The organism is Klebsiella variicola (assembly GCF_000828055.2).
In the GTDB taxonomy this organism is placed as follows: Bacteria; Pseudomonadota; Gammaproteobacteria; order Enterobacterales; family Enterobacteriaceae; genus Klebsiella; species Klebsiella variicola.
In genome coordinates this window covers 4,417,859-4,435,905 of sequence record NZ_CP010523.2, presented here as the reverse complement: position 1 = coordinate 4,435,905, position 18,047 = coordinate 4,417,859, and the positions used below count along the sequence as shown (strand labels likewise).

At 56.7% G+C, this 18,047-nt stretch carries 18 protein-coding genes and 1 tRNA gene; 12 read left to right on the top strand and 7 right to left on the bottom strand.

From position 1 onward, the window contains the following. Nucleotides 1-31 precede the first annotated feature (31 nt). Nucleotides 32-787, bottom strand: coding sequence for a hydroxyacylglutathione hydrolase (gloB, locus tag SP68_RS20820; RefSeq protein WP_008805253.1), 756 nt, complete (start codon nt 785-787; stop codon nt 32-34). A gap of 32 nt (nt 788-819) precedes the next feature. Between gloB and SP68_RS20815 the strand changes: the two genes are divergently transcribed. After that, nucleotides 820-1,542 carry a class I SAM-dependent methyltransferase gene (locus SP68_RS20815; protein ID WP_008805254.1) on the top strand — a complete coding sequence of 241 codons (723 nt, stop codon included), beginning with the start codon at nt 820-822 and terminating at the stop codon, nt 1,540-1,542. Here the strand turns inward: SP68_RS20815 and rnhA are convergent. Next, entirely contained in the window at nt 1,539-2,006 is a 468-nt protein-coding gene (gene rnhA, locus SP68_RS20810) for a ribonuclease HI (protein ID WP_004204620.1), read from the bottom strand. The two genes, SP68_RS20815 and rnhA, sit on opposite strands and share 4 nt — an antisense overlap. A gap of 64 nt (nt 2,007-2,070) precedes the next feature. On the opposite strand from rnhA, the gene dnaQ reads away from it, so the two are divergent. Together dnaQ and SP68_RS20800 are read left to right on the top strand one after the other, a co-directional pair. Then, nucleotides 2,071-2,802: a DNA polymerase III subunit epsilon gene (dnaQ, locus tag SP68_RS20805; RefSeq protein ID WP_004204621.1), complete on the top strand. Its 732-nt coding sequence runs from the start codon at nt 2,071-2,073 to the stop codon at nt 2,800-2,802. Nucleotides 2,803-2,935: 133 nt separating this feature from the next. After that, nucleotides 2,936-3,012: transfer RNA gene (locus SP68_RS20800), tRNA-Asp, on the top strand. A gap of 59 nt (nt 3,013-3,071) precedes the next feature. Here the strand turns inward: SP68_RS20800 and SP68_RS20795 are convergent. Beyond that, nucleotides 3,072-3,953, bottom strand: a complete 882-nt coding sequence (locus SP68_RS20795) for a LysR family transcriptional regulator (protein ID WP_022065053.1) — start codon at nt 3,951-3,953, stop codon at nt 3,072-3,074. 103 nt (nt 3,954-4,056) lie between these two features. Here SP68_RS20795 and eamB point away from each other — a divergent pair, with 103 nt between their 5' ends. Then, the gene (gene eamB, locus SP68_RS20790; RefSeq protein ID WP_012968889.1) at nt 4,057-4,647 is read left to right on the top strand and encodes a cysteine/O-acetylserine transporter; all 591 of its coding nucleotides are present in this window, start codon (nt 4,057-4,059) and stop codon (nt 4,645-4,647) included. A 28-nt stretch (nt 4,648-4,675) separates the two neighbouring features. Here eamB and SP68_RS20785 read toward each other — a convergent pair whose 3' ends face one another. The 3 genes from SP68_RS20785 to fadE all read right to left on the bottom strand — a co-directional run bounded on the left by SP68_RS20785 (nt 4,676) and on the right by fadE (nt 9,417). Next, entirely contained in the window at nt 4,676-5,776 is a 1,101-nt protein-coding gene (locus SP68_RS20785) for an AI-2E family transporter (RefSeq protein ID WP_012542797.1), read from the bottom strand. Nucleotides 5,777-6,024: 248 nt separating this feature from the next. Then, complete coding sequence (locus SP68_RS20780) at nt 6,025-6,795, bottom strand: amidohydrolase (protein WP_016160335.1); 771 nt, start codon at nt 6,793-6,795, stop codon at nt 6,025-6,027. 177 nt (nt 6,796-6,972) lie between these two features. Further along, the gene (gene fadE / locus SP68_RS20775) at nt 6,973-9,417 is read right to left on the bottom strand and encodes an acyl-CoA dehydrogenase FadE (protein WP_012968887.1); all 2,445 of its coding nucleotides are present in this window, start codon (nt 9,415-9,417) and stop codon (nt 6,973-6,975) included. A gap of 239 nt (nt 9,418-9,656) precedes the next feature. Between fadE and lpcA the strand changes: the two genes are divergently transcribed. Together lpcA and SP68_RS20765 are read left to right on the top strand one after the other, a co-directional pair. Then, entirely contained in the window at nt 9,657-10,238 is a 582-nt protein-coding gene (gene lpcA / locus SP68_RS20770) for a D-sedoheptulose 7-phosphate isomerase (RefSeq protein ID WP_008805261.1), read from the top strand. Between the two features lie 74 nt (nt 10,239-10,312). Further along, nucleotides 10,313-11,080, top strand: a complete 768-nt coding sequence (locus SP68_RS20765; RefSeq protein WP_008805262.1) for a class II glutamine amidotransferase — start codon at nt 10,313-10,315, stop codon at nt 11,078-11,080. On the opposite strand, the gene dpaA is transcribed toward SP68_RS20765, so the two are convergent. After that, nucleotides 11,051-11,791: a peptidoglycan meso-diaminopimelic acid protein amidase gene (gene dpaA, locus SP68_RS20760; protein ID WP_008805263.1), complete on the bottom strand. Its 741-nt coding sequence runs from the start codon at nt 11,789-11,791 to the stop codon at nt 11,051-11,053. The genes SP68_RS20765 and dpaA overlap by 30 nt on opposite strands. A 411-nt stretch (nt 11,792-12,202) precedes the next feature. Between dpaA and SP68_RS20750 the strand changes: the two genes are divergently transcribed. The 6 genes from SP68_RS20750 to nqrF are packed head-to-tail and all read left to right on the top strand — an operon-like array spanning nt 12,203 to nt 18,045. Next, nucleotides 12,203-13,546 (top strand): Na(+)-translocating NADH-quinone reductase subunit A, encoded by a 1,344-nt coding sequence (locus tag SP68_RS20750; RefSeq protein ID WP_040973031.1) that lies wholly within the window; start codon nt 12,203-12,205, stop codon nt 13,544-13,546. A 3-nt stretch (nt 13,547-13,549) separates the two neighbouring features. After that, nucleotides 13,550-14,788, top strand: a complete 1,239-nt coding sequence (locus SP68_RS20745) for an NADH:ubiquinone reductase (Na(+)-transporting) subunit B (RefSeq protein WP_012968885.1) — start codon at nt 13,550-13,552, stop codon at nt 14,786-14,788. Continuing rightward, a complete protein-coding gene (locus SP68_RS20740; RefSeq protein ID WP_008805266.1) occupies nt 14,781-15,575 on the top strand; it encodes a Na(+)-translocating NADH-quinone reductase subunit C in 795 nt (264 codons plus the stop codon). The genes SP68_RS20745 and SP68_RS20740 overlap by 8 nt, the downstream gene beginning before the upstream one ends. After that, nucleotides 15,568-16,206 carry an NADH:ubiquinone reductase (Na(+)-transporting) subunit D gene (locus tag SP68_RS20735; protein WP_002889716.1) on the top strand — a complete coding sequence of 213 codons (639 nt, stop codon included), beginning with the start codon at nt 15,568-15,570 and terminating at the stop codon, nt 16,204-16,206. The genes SP68_RS20740 and SP68_RS20735 overlap by 8 nt, the downstream gene beginning before the upstream one ends. A 6-nt stretch (nt 16,207-16,212) precedes the next feature. Then, nucleotides 16,213-16,809, top strand: coding sequence for an NADH:ubiquinone reductase (Na(+)-transporting) subunit E (nqrE, locus tag SP68_RS20730; protein ID WP_004177335.1), 597 nt, complete (start codon nt 16,213-16,215; stop codon nt 16,807-16,809). Nucleotides 16,810-16,821: 12 nt separating this feature from the next. Then, the gene (gene nqrF / locus SP68_RS20725) at nt 16,822-18,045 is read left to right on the top strand and encodes an NADH:ubiquinone reductase (Na(+)-transporting) subunit F (RefSeq protein WP_040973054.1); all 1,224 of its coding nucleotides are present in this window, start codon (nt 16,822-16,824) and stop codon (nt 18,043-18,045) included. The last annotated feature ends 2 nt before the right edge of the window (nt 18,046-18,047 follow it).

Sequence of the window (18,047 nt, the reverse complement as noted above, 5' to 3'; positions counted from 1 at the left end):
GGCGAAGTTGGCCGATGACAAGAATTAAATATCAGAAGTCGTCTTTCTTTGACCTTAACCATGCAAATCGCGCCACAGAGTGTTGCAAATTTGTTTCTTGGTTAATTTTATCAATTAAATCAATATCATTTACGCGTAAAAATAAATTTATACGACGCTCATTTTTCAGAGTTACGGGTAGTGTTTTTTGTTTTTTTGCACGTAACTCATTAACTTTATGATAGTAATCGTTTATGTCCCTATCATCTGGCAGGATACTCAATGCAAACTTCATATTCGCTAACGTATATTCATGTGCGCAACATATGAGGGTTTCTTCAGGAAGGGCGTTAATTTTCATAAATGATTGATACATCTGCTCTGCAGTACCTTCGAAGAGCCTTCCGCAGCCGCCGGAGAACATTGTGTCGCCACAGAACAGATAAGGTTCGCTGTAGTAACAGATATGTCCTAATGTGTGACCTGGCGTAGAGAAAATGGAAAAATCGTGCCCGAGAATTGACAGCCGATCGCCATCGCCTACCACCTGAGTGACTCCCTTATCCTGGGTTTCCGCCGGCCCGTAAACCACTATAGAAGGGAATTTTTCACGTAATTGTTTTACGCCACCGACGTGATCCTGATGGTGATGGGTTAGTAAAATGGCTTCGGGCTGCCATTGGTTTTCCTCAATGGCCGCCAGAACCGGCGCGGCTTCGCCTGGGTCAACGATGATGCAGCGGCCGTTATTCTCACTGAGAACCCAGATGTAGTTGTCCTGAAACGCGGGAATACTGATAAGATTCATAAATTACCTCTAAAGCGTAGCGGAAGGTGGCAATGAAGCCGGCAAGGATACCTCACACAGTGACAGCGCCTGAGCATTGGTCCAGTATGCCGTGGGGCGAATACTATCGCGAAACGCTGGAGCAGCAGATGAAACCGTGGCTGGCTAAATTATATGGCTTTCATCTGCTTAAGATTGGCAATCTGAGCGCGGAAATCAATACTGAAGCTTGCGCCATCTCGCACCAGGTCAATGTCTCGCTGGCAGGAAATCCGATGCAGGTTCGGGCCGATCCGCTGCATTTACCCTTTGCCGAAAAGTCCGTCGACGCGTGCCTGCTGGCGCACACCCTGCCGTGGTGTAGCGATCCGCATCGTCTGCTGCGGGAAGCCGATCGTGTACTGATCGATGATGGCTGGATGATCCTGACCGGGTTTAATCCGGTCAGCCTGATGGGGTTGCGTAAGCTGGTGCCGTTCCTGCGCAACGGTACGCCTTATAATAGCCGTATGTTTACGCTGATGCGCCAGCTGGACTGGCTGTCGCTACTCAACTTTGAAGTGCTGCACTATGGGCGTTATCAGGTTTTACCCTGGTCGCGCCACGGCGGCAAACTGCTGAGCACCCATCTGCCAGCGCTGGGCTGTTTGCAATTGATTGTCGCCCGCAAACGGACCATTCCGCTGACGCTCAATCCGATGAAATCCGGTAAAGCGAAAACCCAGCTGCGGCCGGCAGTCGGCGCCACCCGGCAGTGGCGCAAGGGGCAGAATTAGCTCTCCGGCTGGTAGCCGATGTCGTCCTGAGTGGGATGGGAGGCCGCCGCGCGGGCCAGCTCGTCGCAGCGTTCGTTTTCTGGATGGCCGGCGTGGCCCTTCACCCACTCCCATTTGATCTTATGCTGGCCAAGCGCAGCATCCAGCCGCTGCCAGAGGTCGACATTCTTTACCGGTTTTTTCTCTGCCGTTTTCCAGCCGCGCTTTTTCCAGTTGTGGATCCACTGGGTGATCCCCTGGCGGACATACTGGCTGTCGGTGCTGAGCACCACCTCACAATGCTCTTTTAACGCCTCGAGAGCGACGATTGCCGCCATCAGTTCCATGCGGTTATTGGTGGTCAGACGGTAGCCGGCGCTAAAGGTTTTTTCGTGCTGGCGGTAGCGCATGATGGCGCCGTAACCGCCGGGTCCTGGATTTCCCAGGCAAGAGCCGTCGGTGAAAATTTCTACCTGTTTGAGCATCTCTGGTAGACTTCCTGTAATTGAAATCGATTTGTAAACGATAAGTCTGACATAAATGACCGCTATGAGCACTGCAATTACGCGCCAGATTGTTCTCGATACCGAAACCACCGGTATGAACCAGATCGGGGCGCACTACGAAGGACACAAGATTATCGAGATCGGCGCCGTGGAGGTGATCAACCGCCGCCTGACCGGTAACAATTTCCATGTCTATCTGAAGCCCGATCGGCTGGTGGATCCTGAAGCATTCGGCGTGCACGGGATCGCCGATGAGTTCCTGCTGGACAAACCCACCTTTGCCGATGTGGCTGATGAGTTTATGGATTACATCCGCGGCGCGGAGCTGGTGATCCATAACGCCTCGTTCGATATCGGCTTTATGGATTATGAGTTCGGTAAGCTGAACCGCGGCATTGGAAAAACCGAGACCTTTTGTAAAATCACCGACAGTCTGGCACTGGCGCGGAAAATGTTCCCCGGCAAGCGCAACAGTCTGGATGCGTTATGTTCGCGCTACGAAATAGATAACAGCAAGCGTACGCTGCACGGGGCATTACTCGATGCCCAGATCCTTGCCGATGTCTATTTGATGATGACCGGCGGCCAGACTTCGATGGCGTTCTCTATGGAAGGCGAAAGCCAGCAGCAGGCGGGAGAGATGGGCATTCAGCGCGTCGTCCGCGCCGCCAGCCAGTTACGGGTAGTTTATGCCTCTGATGAAGAACTGGTGAACCATGAATCCCGCCTCGATCTGGTACAAAAGAAAGGCGGAAGCTGCCTGTGGCGTGCCTGATAACCACTAAAATGGATTAAAAGTAGGCGGTTGGGCGATTTTTGCAGCAAACGATTCAAAACGGTAGAAAAAGCGTTGACGGGGTAGAGGGGAATCCGTAATATTCGCCTCGTTCCCAACGGAACAACAACGCGGAGCGGTAGTTCAGTCGGTTAGAATACCTGCCTGTCACGCAGGGGGTCGCGGGTTCGAGTCCCGTCCGTTCCGCCACTATTCAGAAAGCCTGAATCAGCAATGATTCAGGCTTTCGTCGTTTTCGTCGCCGAATTTCAGCGCGCCTCTTGTTCCTCCTGCATACACTGCATGAATACCCGCATCGCCGGACTGATTGCTTTCCCGGCGTGATGGGCGCAGAGCGCATGGATCGTCAGCGGCGTCTCGCTGAACGGCAGCTCGACCAGCGTCCCGCGTTTGAGTTCCTCCTCTACCGCAAAGCGCGGCAGAAAACTCACCCCCAGATTGCCCGCCACGCACTGCTTGATGCTTTCAATACTCCACAGTTCGATGGTGTTCTCCATGGTAATGCCGCGCTGGCGCAGGGTACTTTCAAAAATCTGCCGGAACACGCACTGGGGCTCGTTGATGATAAAGCTCAATGGGATATGCTGCCGCGGGCGCAGGAAGTCGACCGGCGCCTGATCGACTGACGCGACCAGCGCCAGCGGCTGCGAGCCAAGTTCCATCATGGTGAGCGCATCATCGTTGCCAACCCGGTAAAACACCCCCAGGTCGACTTCGTCAGCGAGCAGCGCATCACGGATGCTGTAGCAATTGAGCGACTGCAGTGACAGGCGGACCTTCGGGGCGCGTTGCTTAAAACGCTGCAGCACCGGCGGCATTTTGTACGCCAGCAAGGTTTCACCAGTGGCGACGCGAAGTTCGCCGCCGGGTTCATCGTCCTGGCGCGCCGCCTGGCGAATCGACGCCATCACTTTGGTCAGATCGTAGACGTGCGGCAGGACATTTTTACCGGCGGCGGTGAGACACATCCGTCGGCCAATTTTCTCAAAAAGCGGGATAGCAAGCTCCTGCTCAAGCTGCTGGATATGAAAGGTTACGGTGGACTGGGTGCAGCACAGTTTCTGCGAGGCGCGCAGAAAGGATCCTTCTTCGACAACCGTTTTGAAGGTGATAAAGCGTCGCAGATCCATATTTCCTCTTTATATCGACATTCTCGAATTCAGAATGAAAAAACATTCATTTTTTTAAATTATCAGCTTCGGGTACTGTCTGCCAGTCAAGAGGAGAAAACACGTGACACCTACCCTGATTAGCGCCTTTTTAACTTACACCCTGATCACCGCCCTGACGCCCGGGCCGAATAATATTCTGGCGCTGAGCAGCGTCACCGCGCACGGCTTTCGACGGAGCATGCGGGTTCTGGCCGGCATGAGCCTGGGGTTTGTGATCATCATGCTGATTTGTGCCGGGCTGACGTTCACTCTCGTTACCCTGGATGAGGGGATAACCTCCCTGCTACGCTGGGTCGGCGCAGGGTATATCCTGTGGCTGGCCTGGCACATTGCCCGCAGCGACCCGGCCAGCGGTGGGCAGGAGGAGCGGCCTGTCAGCTTCTGGGCCAGCCTGGGGCTGCAGTTTGTGAATGTAAAAATTATCCTGTACGGCATCACGGCCCTGTCGACCTTTGTTCTGCCAGTGACTCGCGAGCCATTCTGGCTGGTGATGATAAGCCTGTTGCTATCAGTAATAGGCGTTGCCGGCAATCTTTGCTGGGCGCTGGCCGGTCAGCTGTTTCAGCCGGTGTTCGAACGCCATGGAAGAGGGTTAAATCTGCTGCTGGCGCTGCTGCTGGTCTGGTGCGCGGTACGAATGTTTATGGAATGAATTAAGGGAGCGTAACGCTCCCTTGAGGTTATTTATCCTGCGGCAGGGCGGGTTGCCCTTCATTTACCCAGGTCATGAAGATCCGATAACCGATGGCCAGCAGGGTGGCGCCGAGAAACATACCGAGAATGCCGTTAGAGGCCATTCCGCCGAGGGCGCCCAGCAGCACTACCGGCATTGGCGCGTCGACTCCGCGCCCCAGCAGCAGAGGTTTGAGGACGTTATCGGCCATGCCGGCGACGATCAGCAGGATGGTGTAGAAGATATCCATGCCGGTACTGTGGGTGCCGAGACTCCACATTAGCGCAATGGCCGGGGCCGTCACCAGGATCACCGGCACCTGGGCAATGCCGAGGATCAGGGCCAGAATAAAGAAGATCCCGACGGCGGGAATGCTGGCCATCAGCATGATCACGCCGACCAGCAGCGCCTGGATCAATGCCACCCCGATGACGCCCTGGGCGACCGCGCGGATGGTGCTGGTGCACAGGCGGGTGAGGGTCACGCCTTTATTTTCATCGGTAATACGGATGGCAATACGCTGGGCGCTGATGGCGCCCGCTGCGCCCCAGGCCATCATAATTCCCGAGACGATAAACGAAATAATAAAGCCAATCAGCCCGCCGCCCATGCTGGCCAAAATACTGAGAAACTGTTTGGCAATGTCGCCGATTTGCGAGCGGTAATTACTGAGCAGTCCCGGGAGATCGACGGAAGCTCTCATCCACAGGGCGCTAAGCCGTTCGCCAATGATCGGTAACGCGGCAATGCGCGAGGAGGGCGGGGGAATGGTAAAGCTCTGGCTGCCCATCTTGTCTATCATGGCGCTGGCGCTTTCCGCCAGCGAGGTGATCATCAGCACCGTGGGGATGACGATCAGTAAAATACCTAACAACACCAGCACCACTGACGCCAGTCCCTGTTTGCCCGCTAACAATCCGGCAAAATATTGATGTAAGGGATAGAGCGCCACGGCGAGGATCAGCGCCCAGAGCATCATATTGATAAAGGGAGAAAAGACGGTAAAACAGAATGAGGCCAGCGCCAGAATAAGCCCAAACCGAATAAACATATCGAGAAAGCGGGTGACCAGCCGTTTTTCAATCAACAGCAGATTATTATTATCCATTTTCTTTTACGCTCACATAATATTCTTACGCCAACGCTCAGCGTTGTTTAACAGAACACGCCAGCAACAGAAAATTCATGATTTACAACGCAGAAGTGAGTTGAAGGTGATCTCCGCCCATTTGGTTGTGGGGTCTTTTAATGAGTGTAGAACAGAAATGAATGGCGCCCGGCAAATATTCTGCGGTGCGCTGGCGGGCGAAATCCCGCTTTCTTTACCTGCTGAATGAGGAAGAAAGCGGAGGGAGATTAACCGAGGGTAAAAGGATCGGCATCGCGCCAGGCGGGAAATTTTTCGCGATATTCCTGGAGGGCAGCCAGCGACAATTCGGCATCAAGACGGGTGGCCTGATGCGGATCGGCAGTGGCGACAATCTCCCCCTGGGGACTGATAATCCGGCTATCGCCGCGGTAATGATGGCCGTTACCGTCAGTACCGACCCGGTTACAGCCGGCGACATAGGCCTGGTTCTCGATAGCGCGGGCGACCAGCAGCGACTGCCAGTGCAGGGAGCGCGGCGCCGGCCAGTTGGCAACATACAGCGCCAAATCATAGTCGTTCAGATTACGCGACCATACCGGAAAGCGCAGGTCGTAACAGACCAGCGGCAGGATACGCCATCCGCGCCATTCAAAGACCACGCGTCGGTCACCAGCCTCATAATGATGGTGTTCATCGGCCATACGGAACAGGTGCCGTTTATCATAATGGTGCACCGTACCGTCGGGCTCGACCAGCAGGAAGCGGTTAACAGCGCCGTGTTCGGTTTGCAGCGCTGCGCTGCCGGCAATCAGCGCCTGGGTTTGCGCGGCCCGGGCATGCATCCACTCCACCACGTCGGCTTCGGGTAAAGACTGTTTTGCCGCTTCCATGGCAAAGCCGGTGGTGAACATCTCCGGTAAAACAATGACATCGCGCCCAATAATCCCTTCCAGTTGGCGATCAAAATGGCGCAGGTTGGCAGGGCCGTCCATCCAGACCAGCGGTTGTTGCAACAGCGTAATTTTCAGGCCAGGCACAATGGTCAACTCCATTCTCATGAGGGGGTTAGGTTAACTGTAACACCATATCAGCCTCGCGGCGGTCAGCGGAATATTTTGTTAAAAAAATGCTACTCACAGAAGCCACGGAGGAGGGGGGACGAAAAAAAGGCGGGGAAAATTCCCCGCCCGGCGTGTGATGTGGTGATTGTTTTATTATGCGGCTTCAACTTTGCGAACTTTTTCCGGCAGCTTTACCGGCTTTGTCGCCAGCTCCTCTGGCGCAAAGTCGTCGACGTTGATGCTGCGCAAGCGACTGTGCTCTGCGCGGGTCAGAATAGCGGCTTCTTCCTGATTTATTAATCCTTTGGCCAGCGCGTTGTGTGCCAGCTCATCCAGACGGGTGAACGGCAGGTTTTTACCCAACTCTTTGCAGATCCGCTGGTGGATAGGATCGGCCGCCATCACTTCCAGCAGCGCCTCTTCCAGCAGACCAACCGGGTTATGCTCGCTCGGCGTCAGGTACTGACCGCGACCGATGCGGGAGCGAGTGGCGCTGGGCACCTGCAGAATTTTAGCGACTTTATGGTCCAGCTTATCCGACGGCGCATGATGATGACGCCCGGTCGGGAAGATGGCCACACGCATCGCACCTGCCACCAGACGGTTGGGGAAGTTTTTCAGCAGATCGTCGATGGCCTGTTCAGCCTGGTGCAGCGCATCCTGCACTCCCCAGTGAACCAGCGGCAGATCGGCTTCATTGCGTCCTTCATCGTCATAGCGTTTCAGCACCGCCGAGGCCAGATACAGCTGGCTTAACACATCCCCCAGACGCGCGGAGATACGTTCGCGACGCTTGAGGCTGCCGCCCAGTACCGCCATCGACACGTCTGACAGCAGCGCGAGGTTGGCACTCAGACGGTTCATTTGCTGATAGTAACGACGGGTGGCGTCACGGGTCGGCGCGCTGCTGGTGCGTCCGCCGGTCAGGCCCAGCCAGAAACTCCGGACTTTGTTACTGCCGACATGGCCGATGTGTTTGAACAGCAGCTTATCGTAGGCGTTCAGGTCGTTATTCTGCGCGGCGGCCATCTCTTCCAGCACGTAAGGGTGGCAGCGAATAGCCCCCTGACCGAAGATCATCATGCTGCGGGTCAGAATGTTGGCGCCTTCAACGGTGATGGCGATCGGCGCGCCCTGGTAAGCCCGGGCGAGGAAGTTACCTTCGCCCAGCATAATGCCTTTCCCGCCGGTAATATCCATCGCGTCGATAATGGAGCGCTGGCCGCGGTGGGTACAGTGATATTTCACAATCGCGGACAGCACTGCCGGTTTCTCGCCGAGCATAATGCCGTAGGTGATCAGCGACGCCGCGGCGTCCATCACATAGGCGTTACCCGCGATGCGCGCCAGCGCCTCTTCAATCCCTTCCATTTTGCCGATCGAGATTTTGAACTGACGGCGAATGTGGGCGTAGGCGCCGGTCGCCATGGCGACGGATTTCAGGCCGCCGGTGGCGTTGGAAGGCAGGGTAATGCCGCGGCCCACGGACAGACATTCAACCAGCATGCGCCAGCCCTGACCGGCCATGCTCGGGCCGCCGATGATGTAATCGATCGGCACGAAGATATCCTTGCCGCGGGTTGGGCCGTTCTGGAACGGGACGTTCAGCGGGAAGTGGCGACGGCCAATTTCCACGCCCGGCGTTGAGGTGGGGATCAGCGCGCAGGTGATGCCCAGCTCTTCCTCGCCGCCCAGCAAACGGTCCGGGTCAGAGAGTTTGAAGGCCAGCCCCAGCACGGTGGCGATTGGCGCCAGCGTGATATAGCGTTTGTTCCAGGTCAGGCGCATCCCCAGCACCTGTTGACCCTGCCAGTCGCCCATGCACACCACGCCGGTATCCGGAATAGCGCCGGCGTCAGAGCCCGCTTCCGGACTGGTCAGTGCGAAGCAGGGGATTTCCAGGCCGCGCGCCAGACGCGGCAGATAATGATTCTTCTGTTCTTCGGTACCGTAATGCTGCAGCAGTTCGCCCGGGCCCAGCGAGTTTGGGACGCCGACGGTGATCGCCAGGATGCCGGAGACGCCAGAAAGTTTCTGTAGCACTCGTGCCTGAGCGTAAGCGGAGAACTCAAGCCCGCCATACTCTTTCTTGATAATCATCGCGAAGAAGCGGTGCTCTTTCAGATAGGCCCACAGCTCGGGCGGCAGATCGGCCATTTCGTGGGTGATGGCGAAGTCGTTAGCCATCCGGCAGGCCTCTTCCACCGGGCCGTCGAGGAAAGCTTGCTCTTCGGCGGTCAGGCGCGGCTGCGGATAGTTATGCAGCTTGTGCCAGTCCGGGTTGCCGCGGAACAGATCGCCTTCCCACCAGGTGGTGCCGGCGTCGATGGCTTCTTTTTCCGTACGCGACATCGGCGGCATCACCTTGCGGAAAGCGCGAAATGCCGGTGCGGAAATCATCGATTTACGCATGGGGGCAAAGTTGAACGGCAACAAAATAATGGCCAGCGGCAGCAGCAGCCAGATATTCCACAGTCCGGCCGCGCCGAGCGCCGCGGTCCAGGCGAGCAAAATCACACTGCTGAGCAGCAGGCTGACCCGGTGATAGAAGAGCGCACCGAGTAAAACGACGGTTGCAACAATACTCAAAATCATCATAGAGAAATGCTCCCTGAGCTTGTAGGAGGTCTGACCACTTGTGATGTATTGGTTGTAGTGCATGCGTTTTTATTTAGCAATGTGTTTACAAAATAATTACAACCTCGCTCACATTGTTGTATGCAAAAGCGGCACATAAAATCAAAAGGGCGGGGGATAACACTGCCTGCTGCTTCTCGCTTCGGCGGCTATCCGGTACACTGCCAGGGTTATTCCACTCATACTGAAGGATTATCCTCATGTACCAGGATCTTATTCGTAACGAACTGAACGAAGCCGCGGAAACGCTGGCTAACTTTCTGCAGGACGAAGCCAATATCCATGCTATCCAGCGTGCCGCTGTTCTGTTGGCGGATAGCTTTAAGGCGGGTGGGAAAGTGCTGTCCTGTGGTAACGGCGGTTCCCATTGCGATGCGATGCATTTTGCGGAAGAGCTGACCGGTCGTTATCGCGAAAACCGCCCGGGTTACCCGGCCATCGCGATCTCCGACGTCAGCCATCTCTCCTGCGTGAGCAATGATTTTGGCTATGAGTATGTGTTCTCCCGCTATGTTGAATCCGTCGGCCGTGCGGGCGATGTGCTGCTCGGCATCTCCACGTCAGGTAACTCCGGCAACGTGATCAAGGCCATTGAAGCCGCGCGGGCGCAGGGGATGAAAGTGATCACCCTGACCGGTAAAGACGGCGGCAAAATGGCGGGTTCCGCCGACGTTGAAATACGCGTGCCACACTTTGGCTATGCCGACCGCATCCAGGAGATCCACATCAAAGTGATCCATATCCTGATTATGCTGATCGAAAAAGAGATGGTGAAAGGCTAACAGGCAGGCGAGTGTGTACTGTTGACGGCGGCCTCGCTTTGGCGCCGTCGTGATTTGTGAGGGTGAGGTGATCTATGTGCGAACTGCTCGGGATGAGCGCCAATGTGCCAACAGATATCTGTTTTAGCTTTACCGGGCTGGTGCAGCGCGGGGGCGGGACGGGGCCGCATAAAGACGGCTGGGGCATCACCTTCTATGAAGGCAAAGGCTGTCGCACATTCAAAGATCCGCAGCCGAGCTTTCAGTCGCCGATCGCGAAACTGGTCCAGGATTACCCGATTAAGTCCTGTTCCGTCGTCGCCCATATCCGTCAGGCCAATCGCGGGATGGTGGCCCTGGAGAACACCCATCCCTTCACCCGCGAACTGTGGGGGCGCAACTGGACCTATGCGCACAATGGGCAGCTCAAAGGCTATAAATCGCTGAAAACCGGTAATTTCCATCCGGTAGGTGAAACCGACAGTGAAAAAGCGTTTTGCTGGCTGCTGCACCGTTTAACCGAGCGCTATCCGCGCACGCCGGGCAATATGCTGGGCGTTTTCAAGTATATCGCCACCCTGGCGGGTGAACTGCGTGAGAAAGGGGTGTTCAACATGCTGCTGTCGGACGGGCGCTACGTGATGGCGTTCTGCTCGACCAATCTGCACTGGATCACCCGGCGGGCGCCGTTTGGCGTGGCAAAACTGCTGGACCAGGATGTGGAGATCGACTTTCAACGCGAGACCACACCCAACGATGTGGTCACGGTTATCGCCACGCAGCCGCTGACGGCCAATGAAACCTGGCACAAGATCATGCCAGGCGAGTGGGCGTTATTTTGTCTCGGGGAGCGTGTAGTTTGAGGCCAGCTGCGGCTGAACAACCTCGTGGCTGAGCGGCTTGCTTACCACATAGCGGCCGTCAGTCACTGACACAATCGGCGGTTTGTGGGTCTGCTGGAAATAGTCATAGCCAGGCTTAAGCTGTTTCCAGAAATCTGCATAGTAGGAGTATTTGTGGCGTTCCATATTGGCGTTGGTCATGCGGAACGGATAGATACTCACCTGCACGCTTGGCTGGCCGAAGACTAAGGCGCCGGTCACAAACTGGAAGATCTCATCGATCCCGCTGTCGGTCATGGCGTAGCAGCCGACTGAGACGCAGTCGCCATGGATCATCAGGTATTTCCCTTCATAACCATGGGCGCGATCGTAGGCGTTCGGGAAGCCGATGTTAATGGCTTTATAGAAGCGGCTGTCGGGTTTGAGCTGGCTGCGGGTGACGCTATAGAACCCTTCCGGACTCTTGAAATCACCCTGACGCTGTTTCGGACCCAGGCCACCGGAATAGTTGCAGATCCGATAGCTGTCGAGGAGCTGGTAGGTTTCACCCATTTTGACGTAAAGGTCGAGCATGCGCTCTTCTTTAAAGATCTCAATGTAAACCGGTGAACCCATTAATTGCTGCTTGTATTCTTTGCTAACCGGCGTCGTCGGGCTATTGCTGCTGAGCAGCCCGGCAAATGACACGCACGGCAACAGAAGCATCGCAATAAATAATGCGATTTTGCGCATACTGCTTGTTCCTTGATAAAACAAAATAGCCACATTGCCAGGACGGCAAGAGAGACCCGAAATCAGAGTTTTCTGGATTTAGAGCGCTCACATTAGCATCACGGCATTTTTTCGCAAGGGCGACGTGGCGGCGTTTACAATTCAGCCTCACTTTATAACCCGCTTACGGCGAAAACACAGTCAGAACTTTGCGCAATAGCTCGCATTTTAGAAGCACTTATTGCCCCTCGTGCTACAGCCGCCGCTCACGAAATGTTACACTTGCGCCGGTTCATCACCAGAGTAAGAAAGGAGGCTTCTCTTCCGTCATGAGCGCCACTGGCGCCGTTTCGCCCTTTCTTCTCTGCCATTCTGTCAATAAGCTGGCCCCGGCCTGCGTCGGGGTTGAGGTTACGGATACCTGCTAACGATATGATTAAAATCACGAAAGGGCTGGATTTGCCCATAGCTGGCATGCCATTACAGCAGATCTCTCCTGCGCCAGCGGTGAAGCGCGTCGCGCTACTCGGCGAAGAGTACGTCGGGATGCGTCCCGCTATGGCGGTCAAAGAGGGCGATCGGGTCAAAAAAGGTCAGATCCTGTTCGAAGATAAAAAGACCCCCGGCGTCTACTTTACCGCCCCGGCGAGCGGGGTTGTCAGCGCCATCCACCGCGGTGAACGGCGCGTTTTACAGTCAGTGGTGATTGATATCGAGGGCAATGACGCGGTGGCCTTTACCCGTTACGCCGCGGACGCACTGGCTGAGCTGCCGCGCGACACCGTACAGCAGCAGCTGCTGGCCTCGGGCCTGTGGACCGCGCTACGCACCCGGCCATTCAGTAAAACGCCGCGCCCGGGCAGCGTGCCCGCCGCTATTTTTGTCAACGCCATGGATACCAATCCGCTGGCGGCGGAGCCGCAGCCGATTATTCTGGCCGAGCGTGCCGCCTTCGATGCCGGTCTTACCGTGCTCACGCGTCTGACCGACGGGAAAGTGCACGTCTGCCAGCCCAGCGGCGGCAAGCTGGGCGGCCATCCTGCCGGCCAGGTCTGTTTTAATCAGTTCTCCGGGCCGCACCCGGCGGGGCTGCCGGGAACCCATATTCACTTTCTGGAGCCGGTGAGCCTGAATAAACAGGTCTGGCACCTCAATTATCAGGATGCGATCGCTATCGGTCAGCTTTTCCTTGAAGGTGAGCTGAACTGCGAACGGGTAATTGCGCTCGGCGGCCCGCAGGTGAAGTCGCCGCGGCTGGTCAAAACGACGCTGGGCGCCAGCCTGGACGATCTGCTGGCGGGCGAGCTAGAGGAGGGGGAAAACCGCGTCATTTCCGGCTCGGTACTTAGCGGTACCCGCGCCCACGGCCCCCACGCTTTCCTCGGGCGTTTCCATCTGCAGGTGAGCGTGGTTCGCGAAGGTCGGGAAAAAGAGCTGTTTGGCTGGATGATGCCGGGCAAAGAGAAGTTCTCGATTACCCGCACTACGCTAGGCCATTTCTTCAAGCGCAAGCGCTTTCATTTCTCCACGGATACTAACGGCGGCGAGCGGGCGATGGTGCCGATCGGCAACTATGAGCGGGTGATGCCGCTGGATATTCTGCCAACCATATTGCTGCGCGATCTGCTGGCCGGCGATAGCGATAGCGCCCAGGCGCTGGGCTGTCTGGAGCTGGATGAAGAAGATCTGGCGCTCTGCACCTACGTTTGTCCGGGCAAATATGAATACGGTCCGGCGCTGCGCAGCGTGTTAACCCAGATTGAGCAGGAAGGATAAGAGATGGGCTTAAAGCACCTGATTGAGAAACTTGAGCCGCATTTCACGCATGGCGGCAAGCTGGAAAAATATTACCCGCTGTATGAAGCGGCTGCGACCATCTTCTACACGCCGGGGCAGGTCACCCGCGGCGCGGCGCACGTGCGCGACGCCATCGACCTCAAGCGGATGATGATCCTCGTGTGGTTTGCCGTATTCCCGGCGATGTTCTGGGGCATGTACAACGTTGGGCTGCAGACCATTCCGGCGCTGCACAAACTGTACGGCGCCGAACAGCTGCAGCAGGTGATCGCCAACAACTGGCATTACAGCGTCGCCCAGTGGTTAGGGGTCAGCTTCAGCGCTGACGCCGGCTGGCTGAGCATGATGACCCTGGGCGCGGTCTTCTTCCTGCCGATCTATATCACCGTTTTTATCGTCGGCGGCTTCTGGGAAGTGCTGTTCGCGATTGTGCGCAAACATGAGATCAACGAAGGCTTTTTCGTTACCTCAATTCTCTTCGCGCTGATTGTGCCGCCTACGCTGCCGCTATGGCAGGCGGCGCTGGGGATCTCCTTTGGGGTGGTGATCGCCAAAGAGATTTTCGGCGGTACCGGGCGCAACTTCCTCAACCCGGCGCTGGCGGGGCGCGCGTTCCTGTTCTTCGCCTACCCGGCGCAGATTTCCGGCGATCTCGTGTGGACGGCGGCGGATGGTTTCTCCGGCGCCACGCCGCTCTCCCAGTGGGCCAGCGGCGGCGGTGAAGCGCTGGTTAACGTCGCGACCGGCATCCCGGTGAGCTGGATGGACGCCTTCCTCGGCAACATTCCTGGCTCAATTGGCGAAGTCTCCACGCTGATGATCCTGATCGGCGGCGCGATCATTCTCTTTGGCCGCGTCGCGTCCTGGCGCATCGTCGCCGGGGTGATGATCGGCATGATCGCCACCGCCACCCTGTTTAACGTTATCGGCTCCGATACCAACCCGATGTTCTCGATGCCGTGGTACTGGCATCTGGTGCTCGGCGGCTTTGCCTTCGGCATGATGTTTATGGCGACGGACCCGGTATCCGCCTCGTTTACCGATAAAGGGAAATGGAGTTACGGCGTGCTGATCGGCGTGATGTGCGTGCTGATCCGCGTGGTGAACCCGGCTTATCCGGAAGGGATGATGCTGGCGATCCTCTTCGCCAACCTCTTCGCACCGCTGTTCGATTACCTGGTGGTGCAGGCCAATATTAAGCGGAGGAAGTCGCGTGGCTGAGAAGAAAAGTAACGATAGCATCGGCAAAACGCTGCTGGTGGTGCTGGTGCTTTGTCTGGTCTGCTCCATCGTGGTAGCGGGCTCGGCCGTGGGGCTGAAATCCCGCCAGCAGGCGCAGCGGGCGCTGGATAAACAGCGCAATATCCTGGCCGTCGCCGGCCTGATACAGCCCGGGATGGATGCTGATGCGGTAGCGGAAACCTTCGCGGCGCGCATTTCGCCGCGACTGGTGAATCTGGCGACCGGCGAGCTGCTGGAGAAAGACCCGGCAAAATTTAATCAGGCCCAGGCGCTGAAGGATCCGCAGCAGAGCATCGCGCTGGACGCCAGCCAGGATCCGGCCGGCATTAAACGCCGTAGCAACCTGGCGGAAATTTATCTGGTGCGCGACGCGCAGCAACAGATTGAGCAGATGGTGCTGCCGATCTACGGCAATGGCCTGTGGTCGATGATGTATGCCTTTGTGGCGCTGGACGTTGATGGCCGCACGGTGAAAGGCATTACATATTACGATCAGGGGGAAACCCCGGGGCTGGGCGGCGAAGTGGAGAACCCGAACTGGCGCCAGCAGTTTATTGGCAAGCAGGTGCTGGATGACAACGGCATGCCGGCACTCCGGGTGGTGAAAGGCGGCGCGCGCGCCGGTGACCTGCATGCAGTAGACGGTTTATCCGGCGCCACGCTAACGTCTAACGGCGTGCAGCACAGCTTTGATTTCTGGATGGGCGAACTGGGCTTTGGTCCGTTCCTGAAAAAAGTGCGTGAGGGAGGGCTGAATAATGGCTGAACAGAGCGATATGAAAGAGGTGAAGCGCGTGCTGGTGGGGCCGCTCATCGCCAACAACCCCATCGCCCTGCAGGTGCTGGGCGTCTGCTCCGCGCTGGCGGTAACCACTAAACTGGAAACCGCCTTCGTGATGACCATTGCGGTGACGCTGGTGACGGCGTTTTCCAGCATGTTTATCTCGATGATTCGCCACCATATTCCCAATAGCGTGCGCATCATCGTGCAGATGGCGATCATCGCCTCGCTGGTCATCGTGGTGGATCAGCTGTTGCGGGCTTTCGCTTATGAGACCTCTAAGCAGCTGTCGGTATTCGTCGGGCTTATCATCACCAACTGTATCGTGATGGGGCGCGCCGAAGCCTACGCCATGAAATCGCCGCCGCTGGCCAGCTTTATGGACGGTATTGGCAACGGTCTCGGCTATGGCGCGATCCTGATAATCGTCGGCTTCCTGCGCGAGCTTATCGGCAGCGGCAAGCTGTTCGGTATCACGGTGCTGGAGACGGTGCAGAACGGCGGCTGGTATCAGCCGAACGGCCTGTTCCTGCTGGCGCCGAGCGCATTCTTCATTATCGGTTTGCTGATCTGGGCCCTGCGTAGCTGGAAGCCTGAACAGCAGGAAAAGGAGTAATCGATGATGGCTCATTACATTAGCCTGTTTGTCCGCGCGGTGTTCGTTGAGAACATGGCGCTGGCCTTCTTCCTCGGGATGTGTACCTTCCTCGCGGTGTCGAAAAAGGTCTCCACCGCCTTCGGCCTCGGCGTCGCAGTGACGGTGGTGCTGGGTCTTGCTGTGCCAATCAACAACCTGGTCTATAACCTGGTGCTGCGCGACGGCGCGCTGGTGGAAGGCGTAGATCTCAGCTTCCTGAACTTCATCACCTTTATCGGGGTGATTGCGGCGCTGGTGCAGATCCTGGAGATGATCCTCGATAAGTACTTCCCGGCACTCTATAACGCGTTAGGGATCTTCCTGCCGCTTATCGCCGTTAACTGCGCCATTTTCGGCGGCGTGTCGTTCATGGTGCAGCGTGATTACAACTTCCCGGAATCCATCGTCTACGGCTTCGGCTCCGGCATCGGCTGGATGCTGGCGATCGTGGCGATGGCGGGGATCCGCGAAAAAATGAAGTACGCCAACGTGCCCGCCGGTCTGCGCGGGTTAGGGATCACCTTTATCACCACCGGGTTGATGGCGCTGGGCTTTATGTCCTTCTCCGGCGTGCAGCTATAAGGGCGAATAAGTATGGAAATTATTCTTGGCGTCGTGATGTTCACGCTGATTGTGCTGGTGCTGTCGGGGCTTATCCTGGCTGCGCGCTCAAAGCTGGTGAACGCGGGCGACGTGGTTATTGAGATCAATAACGAAGCGGATAAACAGATCCGCACCCCGGCGGGTGACAAACTGCTGAACACGCTGTCCAGCAACGGGATTTTTGTCTCCTCCGCCTGCGGCGGCGGCGGCTCCTGCGGCCAGTGTCGGGTGACCATCAAAGAAGGCGGCGGCGATATTCTGCCGACCGAGCTTTCGCATATCACCAAACGCGAAGCCAAAGAAGGGTGCCGCCTGGCCTGCCAGGTGGCGGTGAAGCAGAATATGAAAATTGAGCTGCCGGAAGAGATTTTCGGCGTGAAAAAATGGGAGTGCGAGGTTATCTCTAACGATAACAAAGCCACCTTCATTAAAGAGCTCAAATTACGGGTGCCTGATGGTGAAGTGGTGCCGTTCCGCGCCGGCGGCTATATTCAGATCGAATGCCCGTCTCACAAAGTGGCCTATGCTGACTTCGATGTTCCCGATGAATACCGTTCAGACTGGGACAAATTCAATCTGTTCCGCTATGTCTCTGAGGTGAAAGAGCCGACCCTGCGCGCCTACTCGATGGCTAACTATCCGGAAGAGAAGGGCATCATTATGCTCAACGTGCGCATCGCGACGCCGCCGCCGAAAGTACCGGATGCCCCGCCGGGGATCATGTCGTCCTATATCTGGTCGCTGAAGCCTGGCGATAAGGTGACGATTTCCGGGCCGTTCGGCGAGTTCTTTGCTAAAGAGACCGACGCTGAGATGGTGTTTATCGGCGGCGGCGCCGGCATGGCGCCGATGCGCTCGCATATCTTTGATCAGCTTAAGCGGCTGCACAGCACGCGCAAAATCAGCTTCTGGTACGGCGCCCGTTCGCTGCGCGAGATGTTCTACGATGATGAGTTCGAGCAGCTGGCGCGCGACAACCCAAACTTTACCTTCCACGTCGCGCTCTCCGATCCGCTGCCGGAAGATAACTGGACCGGGCATACGGGCTTTATCCATAATGTTCTGTATGAAAACTATCTGCGCGATCACCCGGCGCCGGAAGACTGCGAATTCTATATGTGCGGGCCGCCGGTGATGAACGCCGCGGTGATAAAAATGCTCAAAGACCTGGGCGTCGAAGATGAGAACATCATGCTCGACGACTTTGGAGGCTGACG